The following is a 13,340-nucleotide window of genomic DNA, read 5'->3' as shown; positions in this document are numbered from 1 at the left end:
AGTAGTAGAAGATAGTTTATTATCGATTATTTTCCCCAGCGCATGACGATCGCACCCCAGGTCAAGCCTCCACCGAAGCCCACCATGACGACGACGTCATCTTCTTTCACCCTTCCGGCCTCAAGATCCTCGACGAGTGAAACCGGAATGGATGCGGCAGATGTGTTTCCATATTTATTCACGGTCTTGGACATCTTCTCAACAGGCAGCTCCAAACGCTGTCTTGCAGCTTCCATGATGCGGATATTCGCCTGGTGAGGAATGAGGAAATCGACGTCCTCTTTATCCAGCCCTGCTTTATTGATGACGTTGATGGAGGATTCACCCATCTGACGGACAGCGAACTTGAATACTTCGCGACCATTCATGATGATGTGCTCATCCTGATAAAGATGTTTTGCACCGGTTCCATCAGAACCCAGCTCGAAAGCGAGGATCCCTTTCCCATCTGGTACAGGACCCATGACGGCAGCCCCGGCCCCATCACCGAATAGGACGGCAGTATTGCGGTCATCCCAATCTGTGATTTTCGAGAGCTTCTCCACACCGACGACAAGGATATGCTTGTAGGCTCCATTGTCGATGAATTGTTTTGCGGTTATCATACCATACATGAAGCCTGCACATGCAGCACTGATATCCATGGCTGCCGCTTTCTTCGCCCCCAGGCGCTCCTGGAGGAGACATCCGACGGAAGGGAACGGCTGATCAGGTGTAACGGTTGCCACAAGGATCAGGTCGATATCCTCAGGTGAGATGCCTGCATCCTCGATGGCTTTCTTCGCTGCTTCATAGGCCATATCCGATGTATCGATATCATCCCCTGCAACACGTCTCTCTTCAATCCCCGTCCGAGTACGGATCCATTCGTCCGATGTATCCACCATTTTTTCCAAATCGGCATTGGTCAATATCTTCTCAGGCAGATAGCGCCCTATTCCAATGATTCCAGTATTCATATCGGCATCCCCCTGTTTTACCTTCGCTTTATTATCAATTATTATGACTTGGTACTAATTTTAACGGACTTTTACTCTTTCTGCAATTCTTTTTGCCTTAGTTTTGCATTATCAGACCCAAGTTTCCTTGAAGGGTCCCTAAAAGTTTTCACGATTCGCTGGAAGTGTGTATTTGATTCAGGCTGGGTGAATGATATACTCCCACTTGACCCGGAGCAAGGACTTCTTCTATTTAGACGTGTTCTTCAAACCCGGCTAGTGAGTAACCCACTTTTCATCACATACGAAAAAACCCAAGAGGGACTGAACGTCACTGCTCCTGGGTTTTACGGTGAACAGAAGGTGTATTTCCCCCTACTGTTCTATGTACATTACTTCGCTGCGTCTTGCTTACCTAGTTCATACGCTTCATTCATAACGTTGGTGAACATGGACAGGAAGGGTTCGATCATCTCCGGGCTAAGCTGGATTCCTGATTTTTCGAGCTGTTCCTGTGCTTCTGGAAGATACTTCATCGCTATCTGCAAGAATTGCATCGTTTTGTCTTCATTCATTGTGGCGACTCCTTTCCGTTCGGTAGTTTTCCGGTATCGACATACGCTTTGATATGCTGGTTCATCTCTGTCTTGAATCCGGCAGGAACGACAGGGCTGAATTCTCCCATGGAGATGACCCCGTCCCGGAAATCGAATTCAAGATTACCAGACTCAAGTTCACCGGCAGTATATTTCCCGGCAATCAGTTCATACAGCTTGTCGGCATGCTGGACCGTACTCGTCAACACCGTTGTTTCCCCAAGATCTGACTGGTCGCTCACATACCCGATGGCATAGCGACCTGATTCCTTGAGTTTTTCAATTACAGCCACATTATACCCGTCCCCTGCTGGATATACAACGTCCACGTCTTGATCGAGAAGCCCGTCGAGCCTATCGAGTGCAACCTCCGAGTGGTCCCAGTGACCCGTATATTCGACCAGGACCTCGGCTTTACCGTTTTGGTATCTGGCTCCATCAATGAACCCCTGGACTTCCGGCTGCCAGGAAAAGGCCGCAATGACGCCGAGTCGATCCGTCTTTGTCTGGGAAGCAGCAGTCATTCCTCCGAAAAACCCCATGGCGTACCCGTTGAACGTCAAGCTGGTAGTATTCTTCTCCGTAGCGTCCCCATTGAAGCTTACCAGATGCATCTTCTCATGCTCCGATGCCACCTCATTGAATATGGAAGAGTATTCATTCCCATGACCGAACACAAGATTGACGTCCTCTTTTTCAAATTCATCCAGGGCATGACGGATCGACGTGTCTCCATTCATTCCTTCTTTATAGTAAACCTTCACATCGAACTCTTTCTGGATGCCCAAAAGACCTTGATACCCTTTTGTCCCCCAAACGCCATCATCGATCGTTTCCGGGACCAGCAGGCCAGCATTGTCCATCTCTCCTGACCGGCTACCGGAAGTACAGCCCCCCAGCAGCAAAAGGATCATCGACAAGTGAAAAAATTTCATGATCAAGTACAGCAACTCCTTTGTTTCTTCGGAACTCGTAAAAATAATTGCAACGGGTATATTTTACCTTTACCTGTCCGAATAAGGGAAGCTATTTTTTCCTTTTTTTATCCCGGCTTCCTTTAATTGCTCATCAAATATATTTTCTAAACTCTTTGAAGCCATGACGGGAATCGCCTTCCCCCTGATGTTCTTCGGTGCTTTCAATTGCGGAATTCCCGCTTCCGTCAGGAGGGCAGAAGCATCGGCCCAAGCTGCCTCTCCCTTCAGATGAAGTTCCCCCTTTTCCCCTGTGCATGAGATGATCTTCCTGGCCGCATCCTTTACATAGATCACCCCGGTCGGATCATCCTGGACCTGTTCATCCACACGGACATCCCTTATAAGTCTGGCAAAATGGTAGGACACCGGCTGTCGCAGACCGATCAAAGTGGGAACGTATATATCAGCTCCGGATGGATTAACTGATGGAGGGTCCTGAAAATGGCTGAAAACCCTGATGGTGTATCCTGCCTGTTCCATCAAGGTTTCTCCTTCTTTTTCAGTCAAAAGGTCATCTTCATCATAATAGGGTAGATACACATGACTACCCGAAGGGACGAGACGATCCCAAGTCGAAAAAGACGTCCAGTGAAGATTGGCATTACGCCCGATTTCCATCCAATGGTCACCCATCTCCCTGCCGGAATCAAGTGCCGTCACCTCCCACCCTTCCTCCAACAGTGCCGTACATAATTGAAAGCCCAGAAAACCCTGGGCCGGAAACACATATGCATGATTCACTTCTTTCACTCCCATCAGCTAAAGATCGCTCTCGTGCTTCGCAAAATAAGATGTGAATTTCCTTCCCAATGACATCCGCTTCTCAGGAAGAACATAAAACAGATCGACCATCAGACCATTTTCCAACCGGTCCCTATATATATCTAGTATGAGTGAGACTTGATTTTTATAACGATTCAGACTGGTAGGTTGCACAATGTAAAGTGGCATGGGGAGGGTGTGGAACACATTTGATTCTGTTAAAGATTCAATGAATGCCGGCCACTGATCTTCCGTCACGCTGAAAGCATGTCTGATTTCCCGAATGAGCTTTTTGTGGAAAAACTTCTGCTCCTTCTCCTGTTCAAGATGGTTTCGAAGGGACACACATGGAGACAGCATGACGATGCTCCTTACCTCGTCTTTCATCAGGGGATACAGGTTTTTCAGCACAAGCCCGCCCATTCCTTCAATCAGGATATGAATACGCGGATTGATGATCTCAGTCCTTTTCACATATTGATAGAGGCGATGAGCAAGGCGGACTGCCCTTTTGTTTCCCCAATTGGCTCCGTAGAGATTGCTGTAAAAAACGATATACCCTTTATCTGTCATGTCACGGACCCATTTCTTGCGGAATTCATGATGGGACCAGAAACTGCTTTTCTCATCTACATCTTGACCGTAGTCACCGATGATCATCACTGCAAAACCGTTCGGTCGTTCTGGATAATGAATCATGCACCACTCTTGCTCTACTTGAAACAATCGTTGATACATCTGAAATTCTCCTTTTTCCAAGGTACTATAGTGTATGCGAGGTTCCTGTATCGGAAAGGGGATTAGCCCATTAATGAAGGAATTCATGATGAAGAGAATAAAATGATAGGGTTTACATTTCACATTTTCGCCATTTATTAAAAGCTGAAGCTGTGGTAGTATAGAGGAGATTATGAATGTTTACATAGGCTTTTTCAGCCAATTATATAGAAACGGGGTGTAACCGTGAAATTTTTCTGGATGTTCTTTTGGGCATTTGCACTGACCGAGATGCTGACTTATGTTGTAGCAAACATGAGTGGCGGAAAATTCGATTTCATGCAGGGATTGATCTTATCCGTAGCTGTCACGATCCTTGCTTATATCGTAACATTGATCCTTCCCAACGAACCTGTCGAAGATCATTAAAAAAAGCATGTAGACCGGGTCTGAATTTCAGAAGACCGTCTACATGCTTTTTTTATTCAAAACGCCGGAGATTTCTCCGTTCTTTCCGCTTGAGCTGTTGGTGCAATTAACTCGTCTTAAGATTTCGTGAACGGAGAATTAATACTGATGACGAGCAGAAAGAATCCAGGCAATATAACCGTCCGAGAGGGACCAATGCCAGCAGCCGACCAACCACCGAGAATCAATCCGGATAGTATACTGAAATTTATCAATGTGGCCATAATTCAACAAGTCGTGACCCTCACTTTAGATGAGTGGGAGCATATCAATGAAGAAATATTAAATACGATTAATGTACGACCATCTAAAAAGGTTCCGGACAGTAATCGTTCGGACTATAAATTCATTGTTCTTACATACAAAGATGATGCTCGCTCAGAATGAGTAATAGATGGGACATAAGTGTTTTAGTCATAGTAAAACCCGAATTCCTTTGCCTACCACTAGGTAAAGGAATTCGGGTTTTTAATTTGATTTACGAACATTTAAATGTCATTGTATTCAGCGGTTGATTGGAGTGCAAGACGAAGACTCCTGTGGGAGAGTAGCTAATGTGAGACCCCGCAGGTATGCCGAGGAGGCTCACAGGCTACCCACGGAAAGCGAAGTCTTGCACGGAAATCATTAGCGGTATTAAAAACATGAATTGATCTTGTTCATCATTTGATAGGACTTTTTTCAACCATCCTTACCTGATCGTCAGACCCCGCTCCCCTTTCTCAACCATCACTTCGCCAGTGGCCTCGCCAGCTATAATGGCCCTGGCAAGTTTTGTTTCGATTTCTTTTTGCAAGAAACGTTTCAATGGACGCGCCCCGTACACGGGGTCATAGGCCGACTCAGCAATGAAGGACTTGGCGTCGTCCGTGATTTGCAGGGAGAGACCCTGTTCAGCTACCCTCTCTTGCAGCTCCTTAAAGAGCTTATCAATGATACCTTTAATATTGTTGACGCTTAGGGGTTTGAATAAGATGATATCATCCACCCTGTTCAGAAATTCCGGTCGGAACGAAGCCCTCAGCTGACCCATGACCAATTCCTTCGTTTCTTCATTGATCTCCTCTTCTCCGTGATTGCGTTCAAGAAGATGGGTTGATCCGATATTGGAGGTCATGATGATCACCGTGTTCTTGCAGTCCACGGTTCGTCCGGCAGAATCGGTGATCCTCCCATCATCAAGCATCTGAAGAAGGATATTAAACACTTCTGGATGGGCCTTTTCGATCTCGTCAAGTAGGATCACCGAATATGGCTTACGCCGGATAGCTTCAGTAAGCTGGCCTCCTTCTTCATAGCCCACATACCCGGGAGGAGCTCCCACAAGTCTTGAAACCGCGTGTTTCTCCATGTACTCTGACATATCGATACGGATCATGTGATCCTCACTATCGAACAGGGTCTGGGCGAGGGTTTTTGCAAGCTCGGTCTTTCCTACCCCTGTGGGACCTAGGAAGATGAATGATCCGATTGGACGGTTGGGATCCTTGATCCCTGCCCTTGCCCTGATGACGGCATCTGTCACCAGACCGACCGCCTCATCCTGGCCGATGACCCGTTCATGAAGGATGCTGTCGAGTTTCAGGAGCTTCTCCCTTTCACCCTCCACCAATTTCGTTACGGGGATTCCCGTCCATCTGGCCACAATGCCTGCAATCTCTTCTTCTGTGACTTCTTCCCTCAGTAAACGCCCTTCTTCTTCCTTCAGCGCTTTTGCTTCGAGACCAGCAAGCTCTCTCTCGACTTCTGGAATCTTTCCGTGCCGGAGTTCCGCTGCTTTGTTCAAATCATATTGATTTTCCGCATCCTCGAGGGACCGGCGCAGCTTTTCCAGCTCCTCACGTTTTTCCTGGACGATGGCGATGCTTTCTTTTTCCTGTTCCCACTTCATCTTCATTCCATTCACCTTTTCCTTCAGGCTGGCAAGGTCCCCCCTGATGGAGTCAAGTCGCCCCAAGGAAGCTGCATCCTTTTCTTTCACCAGAGCCGCTTCTTCAATTTCGAGCTGCATCACCTTCCTGGTGATTTCATCGAGCTCTGTGGGCATCGAATCGATCTCGGTTCGGATCATGGCACATGCTTCATCAATAAGATCGATGGCCTTATCCGGCAGGAAACGATCGGTTATGTAGCGGTCAGATAGAGTCGAAGCTGCTACGATGGCCCGGTCATGGATATTGACACCATGGTGGATTTCAAAGCGATCCTTCAGTCCACGGAGGATTGAGATCGTATCTTCTACGGTCGGTTCTTCTACAAGCACTTGCTGAAAGCGTCGTTCGAGGGCGGGATCTTTTTCAATATACGTACGATGTTCATTTAGCGTCGTCGCGCCGATACAGTGGAGTTCCCCCCTGGCGAGCATAGGTTTGAGAATATTTCCTGCATCCATTGCACCCTCGGTTTTGCCTGCACCGACAATCGTATGCAACTCATCGATGAAGAGGATGATCCTTCCCTCACTTTTTTTCACATCTTTCAGTACCGCCTTCAGTCGCTCTTCGAATTCTCCCCTGAACTTCGCCCCTGCTACGAGTGAGCTCAGGTCCAATTCAAAGATGGTCTTTTCCTTCAACCCCTCCGGAACATCTTTTCGGACGATCCGCTGAGCAAGCCCTTCTACGATGGCCGTCTTCCCTACACCCGGTTCCCCGATCAGAACGGGATTATTTTTGGTTTTTCTTGAAAGGATCCGGATGACATGACGGATTTCTCCATCTCGTCCGATAACCGGATCAAGCTTTCCGGATCGCACCTCTTCCACAAGGTCCCTTCCATACTTCTTAAGGGCTTCATATTTCATCTCAGCATGTTGATCTGTCACTTTGTCCCCTCCCCTGATGGTTTCCACCTGATTTTGAATCAATTGTTGCTCAATCCCTTTTGAAAGGAAGTAACGCGTTATGGGATGGTCTTGCTGACGGTAAATCCCTACAGCAAGATGTTCTGTGGATATGTACTCATCATCCCATTTTTCCATAAGCTGTTTGGCATCTTCAAGGAGACGACGAATATCAGTAGCGAAGTATTGTCCATAAGGAATATTCTCCCCCTGTACCTCCGGGACCTGCTCAATCCTTGACTGTATAAACTCCTGCAGCTCTGAAATATCGACATCCATCCGGGCATAAAGGGAAGCCAAAAAGCTGTCCGGCCCTTCAAGCAGACGATCCCACAGATGGATCAACAGGATGTCAGTATGCTTTTTCGCCTTTGCCAGTTCCCCTGCCGCCACGAGCCCCTCCTGGATGGCAACGGTGAATTGATCAAAATTCATGTACACACTCCTCCTTGACCATTCTTGACCTTTTCTTTATTATAGCTTGTTCCTTCCCTATTGGAAAATAAAAGCCCGTAACGGCAGAAAAAAGGATGGAGCAGATGCCCCATCCCTTGTCATTACGGCTTCCTGGCATATGTCCAGTGGCGATCGTCGTTTGTCGTCTCAGGAAAACGATCCCCGGCCTTCAGTTTAGCCTGCTTCGGGTGATTGACTGTACTCCCGGTTTCACCGATTTCAATGTATATTCCATTATTAGGTGCTTTTTCGCCACCCTTGAAGTGTCTGCGCTGTCCCATAATGCCCCCTCCTTTTGAAGCATGTGCTTCCCTTCTATTTTTCGACATACAGGAGCCATTCATACCTGTCAGAAATATGTCAATCTCTTTTCGAATCTGGAAATTCCCTTTACAGTCTTTTGTACAATGGTGTTAAATGAATAAGTGTGAATTTTTTTACTTGGAGGAAACAAAATGGATTTTATTTTAATACTGAAATACCTGATACTCGGACTCATTCAAGGTCTGACCGAACCGATCCCGATCTCATCCAGTGGCCATCTTCAAATTGTCCAGCATTTTTTTAATATCAAGACCACTTCTTTAACGTTTGAAATTCTTGTGAACACCGCATCCTTGCTGGCAGTCCTGGTTATTTTCCGTCGTGATATCTACAGGCTGGTTGCAAACGGGATCGGATACTTCAAAACGAAGTCCCCGGAAAATACCCGCGACTTCAAATTCATCCTGTATTTGATTGTGGGGACGATCCCCGCCGGTGTCATCGGTGTCCTGTTCGGTGATAAGATCGAGGCGCTCGTTTCGGACCGTATCATCACTGTGGGAATCACCCTCTTCATTACGGGTATCGCCCTCTGGTTGATCCGCAATCTGCGCGGGCGTAAAAATGACGGGGACCTCAATTTTAAAGATGCCATTATCGTTGGACTGGCACAGGCAATCGCTCTGATTCCTGGCATCAGTCGTTCAGGAGCTACCATTGTTGCTGCCATGGGACGGGGAATGAAACCCGAAACCGCCCTTCGATTTTCTTTCCTTTTATACATACCTGTTTCGTTCGGTGTCATGCTGCTCGGCATCAAAGACCTGATCAACGACCCTAACTTAGGGGAACTGGCCGTACCATATACCGTTGCGTTCCTTGCCTCCCTCATTGCATCCTACTATGCATTAAGATGGTTCATGGGGATCATGGCAAGGGGCAACCTGAAAGTGTTCGCCATCTACTGCTTTGTTGTCGGCGGTGGCGTGGCACTATTTTCCCTTCTATAATCCACGGGGAGGAATATCCTTTACCTATCTAAACGAAATGGTGTGAGGCTGTGGGACATGTACCTGGATCGATCAAAGAGATGTTCATGTTGGATGGTCACCCATATGATGTTTCCAAAGGAAGCTACCTGTTTCTTGAAGGAAAAGTTCCAAGCCACTTGTTCTTTATCAAGGAAGGGCATATCAAAGTAACGAGGTCCACACCCGGTGGACGTGAACTGGCCCTTCGAATTGTCGGAGCCGGTGATGTGGTGGGAGAATTGCTTTGCGGAGATTCTTCCTATTCGGTCAGTGCCAGGGCAATGGATCGCTGTTCCCTCCTCTCGATTCCTATCACCGACTTCGAGACATCCCTTTTGGACGATCGTGTGAGGAACCGGGATTGGATCAAATGGTTTCAGCTGCAACAGAGGAAAGACCAATCGAGGTTCCGGGATCTTCTTCTTCATGGCAAGAAGGGCGCCCTATATTCAACCTTGATCCGTTTGACCAATACGTACGGTGAACACCAAGTGGGCGGGACCCTCATCGGAATCTGCCTCACCAATCAGGACCTGGCCGATTTCTGTGGTGCCTCCAGGGAAATGGTGAACCGGATGCTGCACGACCTCAAGGAAGACGGGGTGATTTCCATGAACAAAGGCTTCATCACCATTCATAAACTGGATCGACTGAAAGAAACGATCGATTGCGATCAATGCCCCCTATGCGTTTGTCAAATCAACTAGAAAAGGGCCTGCTATGTGCAGGCCCTTTTCTTATGGAACGATTAACGGATCCCTAATGCGATTTTGGCATAGCGTGACATATTGTCCTTGCTCCAAGGCGGATTCCATACGATGTCGACTTCAGTATCTTTTACTTCAGGGATATCACGAAGCGCTGTTTTTACTTGATCCACGATGGTCCCGGCGAGGGGACATCCCATAGAAGTCAGCGTCATCGTAACGGTGGCTGTTCCTTCTTCATTCAATTCCACGTCGTATACCAATCCCAGATTCACGATGTCTATTCCGAGTTCAGGGTCCACCACTTGTTCAAGGGCGCCCATCATATTATCTTTCAGATCTTGATCCACACGATCACTCCTATCTGTCCGTATTCTTAACCAATCTTAACAAAATCTGTCCCATATGACAAAAGGTTACGCCATCAGATGATCGACGAACCAGTCCACAAGCTTCAAGACACCGTCTCTGCTCACTTTGTGATTAGCCTTCTTATCTTCAAGGAAGACCAGTTGATCCTCGCGTCCTTCATAGAAAGGAAGAAGTTCCGTATACGCTTCATATGTAAGCTGGAACGGTACGACTTTGTCATTTTTACCATGCCAGAACATCAGGGGACGTCCGTTCAGCTTTTCCGGTTGCAGACTGAGGTCGAACCGTGAGAGCTCGGACAAGATTTCTTCGACCTGCCCCTCTGTGAAAGGATTCTCATAGCCCATTTTTTCAAGCTGGCCAAGCTGAGCCTTTGCTAGCTTCACATAAGATGGGTTTCCCATGAGGGATACCGCACTGTTGATCCATTCATATTGAGTCAGGGCACCAAGGGTCACGATTCCGCCCATGCTCGTACCCGCTAGACCGATTCTTTCCTCATCAATCAGGCCATCCAGGGCGAAAGTCTCCTTGAGGATATCCAACTCCTTGATGGTATGGATGACGATATTCCAGAATCGTTTGCCCAGCTCATATTCGGTCTTACCTGTCCCCCGCTCCCCGTGCTCAAGACAATCAGGCAGGATCACTCTGAAGCCTTTCTCGGCTAAGTAATATGCATAGTGCAGATTATGCTCCTTCGCACTCGTGAATCCGTGGACGAAAAAACACGTCGGCAGCGCTTCATTGCGGTATTCTTCTTTCACCAGATGAAGAAAGGGGATTTCTTCAATGGTATTATTCTCTACGATGATCACGATCGTCCGCTCCTTCCAAGTATAGCTTCCTTCCTATGATATCCTAGTGGAAGGGGCATGTATATTATTTGGCCTTCACCTCCACGTTCAGTGGACAAGCGTGCGGCCTTATGCGTACACTACAACTAGAGAATATATAAATGGGGGATTAGTGAACATGAAAGATAAACATCTTATCGTCCTTGACCTGGACGGAACCTTGCTTACAGATGAAAAGAAAATATCCGTGCGCACGTTGGATACTCTCAATAAAGCCAGGAAAAATGGACATGAGGTCATGATTGCAACAGGCAGACCATTCCGTGCGAGTGAACTTTACTATAAGCAGATGGGGCTCAATACGCCGATCGTCAATTTTAACGGGGCATTCGTCCATCACCCGGGTGACTCTTCCTGGGGAGTCCATCATGAACCGATGGACCTTGAGACAGCCAAACAAATCATTGATGCCTGTCACGGTTTCAAATTCCAGAATATCGTGGCGGAAGTGAAGGATGATGTGTACCTTCACTATCATGATGAAAAGATCATCGATGTATTCATGATGGGGAATCCGTCCATCTCTACCGGAGATATACGTCAAGTATTGAAAGATCACCCCACTTCCATGCTGATACATGCTGATGAACACGATGTTCCGGAGATCCGTTCCCACCTCGACGACGTCCATGCAGAACTAATCGATCATCGCCGCTGGGCTGCTCCTTGGCACATCATCGAAATCGTCAAAACCGGCCTGAATAAAGCCGTCGGCATCGAAAAAGTGGCCGCGAGCCTTCAAATTCCACAGGACCGCATCATTGCTTTCGGTGACGAGGATAATGATCTTGAAATGATCCAATATGCCGGAACGGGTGTAGCCATGGGGAATGCCATCGATCCACTTAAAGATCTTGCCAACCATATCACGGAAAGTAATGAAGATGACGGGATCGGCAGGTTCCTTCAAAGGCATCTTGAATTGTAATTCTGGCAATGGAGGGTAATACTTGCTAACGTATTTCAATGGATTTCAGCCATACTAATCAGGAGCGTCCAAGTGGCGCTCCAACTTCGATAAGGGGTGGTTAGGATGGGAAGGAACAAGTCCAAGCGTTTTGTACAGCAAGGAAAAAATGCGGTCTCTAAACATGATGAACGCATTCCATACCATTTGACTTATGCCGAGGCAGAAGCAAGGAAGCTTTCCAATACTCCTTACGACGGAGGTCTGTAACATGGCAAATCCACTTTTCCGACAGGCCCGGACCGCAGTTGAGGAAGCCTGTGGCTCACAATCGGATCCACAGGCGATACAGAAAGCGAAAAATGCCCTTTCCTCTGCATTTGCCAACTCGAATAACGAGGAGAGAAAGCAGCTTCACTCCATGCAGGATGAGTTGAACCGCCTATCGTAAGAACATGCAAAAGGGCAGCCGATAAAATGGCTGCCCTTTGTTTAGTCTTTCCTGAAAAATCCGAATACACCTGTCGTTTGGACGATATTCGTGAATGCCTGGGGATCAACTTCCTTGATGGTGTGCTCCAGTTCATACAGTTCATATCTGGAGATGACGATGATGAGCATTTCTTTATCTTCCCCTGAGAAAGCCCCTTTGGCCGGCACCGTCGTAATCCCTCTCACCAGCTTCGCATGGATGGCATCTTTCAGTTCCTGCGTCCTTTTCGTGACGATCATGGCGGTAAGCTTTTCATGACGCGTATGGATGGCGTCGATGACCCTGGTTGTTACATAAAGGGTCACGAGCGTATAAAGGGATTTTTCCCACCCATACAGGAAGCCCGCTGAAATGATGATGATTGAATTCATAATGAAGAAGTAGGTTCCGACCGGTCTGTCCTTCAACCGCGAAAGGATCATGGCGATGATATCCATCCCTCCGGTCGAGGCACCATACTTCAGGGTAAGACCGACACCGACTGCAGCAATGACGCCTCCAAATACAGCGTTGAGGAGGATATCGGGTGAAAGCTCCACCACAGGGATGACTTCAAGGAAGAATGAAGTAAGGAAAACCGAGACGAAGCTGTAAATCGTAAATGACCGACCCACCTTCATCCATCCCAAGATGGTGACGGGTATGTTCAGTATGAATAATAAAATACCTGTAGACAGATGAAACGGTGTGAATTCCTTCAGGAGGCTGGATAATAACTGAGCCATACCCGTGAATCCACTTGCATATACATTAGCAGGAATCAGGAAGAAGTTCATGGCAACAGCCCCGAGGACCGCTCCCACCAATACAACAAGAAACTTCTTCGCTTCCAGGGTAACGTGCATTTTTTTCATGAATCGAACTCCTTTGGCAAGTGTCATTGTTCCTTATGTTCCACACTATATCACAGCTAAACCCCTTGCACATGATCCTTATGTACAAGAATTTGAATA

Annotated in this window: 17 protein-coding genes; 7 read left to right on the top strand and 10 right to left on the bottom strand. The window is 47.3% G+C overall.

Translation table 11 applies throughout. The features are described 5' to 3' along the window. Nucleotides 1–26: 26 nt before the first annotated feature. From ABJ225_RS01080 to ABJ225_RS01060, 5 genes are all read right to left on the bottom strand, one after another. A complete protein-coding gene (locus ABJ225_RS01080; protein WP_347318030.1) occupies nt 27–959 on the bottom strand; it encodes a beta-ketoacyl-ACP synthase III in 933 nt (310 codons plus the stop codon). Between the two features lie 371 nt (nt 960–1,330). Beyond that, a complete protein-coding gene (locus ABJ225_RS01075; protein WP_053427549.1) occupies nt 1,331–1,513 on the bottom strand; it encodes a ComZ family protein in 183 nt (60 codons plus the stop codon). Continuing rightward, nucleotides 1,510–2,475 (bottom strand): BMP family ABC transporter substrate-binding protein, encoded by a 966-nt coding sequence (locus ABJ225_RS01070; RefSeq protein WP_481900583.1) that lies wholly within the window; start codon nt 2,473–2,475, stop codon nt 1,510–1,512. Before ABJ225_RS01070 ends, ABJ225_RS01075 begins: the two co-directional genes overlap by 4 nt. Before the next feature lie 63 nt (nt 2,476–2,538). After that, entirely contained in the window at nt 2,539–3,252 is a 714-nt protein-coding gene (locus tag ABJ225_RS01065) for a hypothetical protein (RefSeq protein ID WP_347318027.1), read from the bottom strand. Between the two features lie 18 nt (nt 3,253–3,270). Next, nucleotides 3,271–4,011 (bottom strand): hydrolase, encoded by a 741-nt coding sequence (locus ABJ225_RS01060; protein WP_218245735.1) that lies wholly within the window; start codon nt 4,009–4,011, stop codon nt 3,271–3,273. Between the two features lie 225 nt (nt 4,012–4,236). Here ABJ225_RS01060 and ABJ225_RS01055 point away from each other — a divergent pair, with 225 nt between their 5' ends. After that, nucleotides 4,237–4,419 carry a DUF2929 family protein gene (locus ABJ225_RS01055; RefSeq protein ID WP_053427553.1) on the top strand — a complete coding sequence of 61 codons (183 nt, stop codon included), beginning with the start codon at nt 4,237–4,239 and terminating at the stop codon, nt 4,417–4,419. Nucleotides 4,420–4,614: 195 nt separating this feature from the next. Then, on the top strand, nt 4,615–4,845 hold the full coding sequence (locus ABJ225_RS01050; protein ID WP_347318025.1) for a hypothetical protein: 231 nt from the start codon (nt 4,615–4,617) through the stop codon (nt 4,843–4,845). Nucleotides 4,846–5,149: 304 nt separating this feature from the next. Here the strand turns inward: ABJ225_RS01050 and clpB are convergent, their stop codons facing one another. Together clpB and ABJ225_RS01040 are read right to left on the bottom strand one after the other, a co-directional pair. Then, nucleotides 5,150–7,735 (bottom strand): ATP-dependent chaperone ClpB, encoded by a 2,586-nt coding sequence (clpB, locus tag ABJ225_RS01045; protein ID WP_347318023.1) that lies wholly within the window; start codon nt 7,733–7,735, stop codon nt 5,150–5,152. A gap of 122 nt (nt 7,736–7,857) precedes the next feature. After that, entirely contained in the window at nt 7,858–8,037 is a 180-nt protein-coding gene (locus ABJ225_RS01040) for a YjzC family protein (protein ID WP_048004339.1), read from the bottom strand. A 174-nt stretch (nt 8,038–8,211) separates the two neighbouring features. Between ABJ225_RS01040 and ABJ225_RS01035 the strand changes: the two genes are divergently transcribed. After that, nucleotides 8,212–9,030, top strand: a complete 819-nt coding sequence (locus tag ABJ225_RS01035) for an undecaprenyl-diphosphate phosphatase (protein WP_347318021.1) — start codon at nt 8,212–8,214, stop codon at nt 9,028–9,030. 50 nt (nt 9,031–9,080) lie between these two features. Continuing rightward, the gene (locus ABJ225_RS01030; protein WP_347318019.1) at nt 9,081–9,758 is read left to right on the top strand and encodes a Crp/Fnr family transcriptional regulator; all 678 of its coding nucleotides are present in this window, start codon (nt 9,081–9,083) and stop codon (nt 9,756–9,758) included. Nucleotides 9,759–9,799: 41 nt separating this feature from the next. Here the strand turns inward: ABJ225_RS01030 and ABJ225_RS01025 are convergent, their stop codons facing one another. Together ABJ225_RS01025 and ABJ225_RS01020 are read right to left on the bottom strand one after the other, a co-directional pair. Continuing rightward, complete coding sequence (locus ABJ225_RS01025; protein WP_053427558.1) at nt 9,800–10,108, bottom strand: metal-sulfur cluster assembly factor; 309 nt, start codon at nt 10,106–10,108, stop codon at nt 9,800–9,802. A 66-nt stretch (nt 10,109–10,174) separates the two neighbouring features. Further along, nucleotides 10,175–10,948: a prolyl oligopeptidase family serine peptidase gene (locus tag ABJ225_RS01020; protein ID WP_347318017.1), complete on the bottom strand. Its 774-nt coding sequence runs from the start codon at nt 10,946–10,948 to the stop codon at nt 10,175–10,177. 157 nt (nt 10,949–11,105) lie between these two features. Here ABJ225_RS01020 and ABJ225_RS01015 point away from each other — a divergent pair, with 157 nt between their 5' ends. The 3 genes from ABJ225_RS01015 (at nt 11,106) to ABJ225_RS01005 (ending at nt 12,345) form a co-directional block, all read left to right on the top strand. Continuing rightward, the gene (locus ABJ225_RS01015) at nt 11,106–11,915 is read left to right on the top strand and encodes a Cof-type HAD-IIB family hydrolase (RefSeq protein WP_218245729.1); all 810 of its coding nucleotides are present in this window, start codon (nt 11,106–11,108) and stop codon (nt 11,913–11,915) included. 105 nt (nt 11,916–12,020) lie between these two features. Further along, nucleotides 12,021–12,164, top strand: coding sequence for a hypothetical protein (locus ABJ225_RS01010; RefSeq protein WP_162838955.1), 144 nt, complete (start codon nt 12,021–12,023; stop codon nt 12,162–12,164). Between the two features lies 1 nt (nt 12,165). Then, nucleotides 12,166–12,345: a DUF3813 domain-containing protein gene (locus ABJ225_RS01005; RefSeq protein WP_053427561.1), complete on the top strand. Its 180-nt coding sequence runs from the start codon at nt 12,166–12,168 to the stop codon at nt 12,343–12,345. A gap of 41 nt (nt 12,346–12,386) precedes the next feature. On the opposite strand, the gene ABJ225_RS01000 is transcribed toward ABJ225_RS01005, so the two are convergent. Then, nucleotides 12,387–13,232 carry a YitT family protein gene (locus ABJ225_RS01000; RefSeq protein ID WP_056538648.1) on the bottom strand — a complete coding sequence of 282 codons (846 nt, stop codon included), beginning with the start codon at nt 13,230–13,232 and terminating at the stop codon, nt 12,387–12,389. Between the last annotated feature and the right edge of the window lie 108 nt (nt 13,233–13,340).

This window comes from Rossellomorea sp. RS05 (assembly GCF_039822645.1).
GTDB classification, from domain to species: Bacteria; Bacillota; Bacilli; order Bacillales; family Bacillaceae_B; genus Rossellomorea; species Rossellomorea marisflavi_B.
Note: the sequence above shows the minus strand (reverse complement) of the source record. Positions and strands in the feature narration are given on the sequence as shown.

Bases quoted from the DNA above. Each gene is read 5' to 3' on its own strand.
- ABJ225_RS01080 (WP_347318030.1), bottom strand. From the start codon at position 959: ATGAATACTGGAATCATTGGAATAGGGCGCTATCTGCCTGAGAAGATA.
- ABJ225_RS01075 (WP_053427549.1), bottom strand. From the start codon at position 1,513: ATGAATGAAGACAAAACGATGCAATTCTTGCAGATAGCGATGAAGTAT.
- ABJ225_RS01060 (WP_218245735.1), bottom strand. From the start codon at position 4,011: ATGTATCAACGATTGTTTCAAGTAGAGCAAGAGTGGTGCATGATTCAT.
- ABJ225_RS01050 (WP_347318025.1), top strand. From the start codon at position 4,615: ATGCCAGCAGCCGACCAACCACCGAGAATCAATCCGGATAGTATACTG.
- clpB (WP_347318023.1), bottom strand. From the start codon at position 7,735: ATGAATTTTGATCAATTCACCGTTGCCATCCAGGAGGGGCTCGTGGCG.
- ABJ225_RS01040 (WP_048004339.1), bottom strand. From the start codon at position 8,037: ATGGGACAGCGCAGACACTTCAAGGGTGGCGAAAAAGCACCTAATAAT.
- ABJ225_RS01035 (WP_347318021.1), top strand. From the start codon at position 8,212: ATGGATTTTATTTTAATACTGAAATACCTGATACTCGGACTCATTCAA.
- ABJ225_RS01015 (WP_218245729.1), top strand. From the start codon at position 11,106: ATGAAAGATAAACATCTTATCGTCCTTGACCTGGACGGAACCTTGCTT.
- ABJ225_RS01010 (WP_162838955.1), top strand. From the start codon at position 12,021: ATGGGAAGGAACAAGTCCAAGCGTTTTGTACAGCAAGGAAAAAATGCG.
- ABJ225_RS01005 (WP_053427561.1), top strand. From the start codon at position 12,166: ATGGCAAATCCACTTTTCCGACAGGCCCGGACCGCAGTTGAGGAAGCC.
- ABJ225_RS01000 (WP_056538648.1), bottom strand. From the start codon at position 13,232: ATGCACGTTACCCTGGAAGCGAAGAAGTTTCTTGTTGTATTGGTGGGA.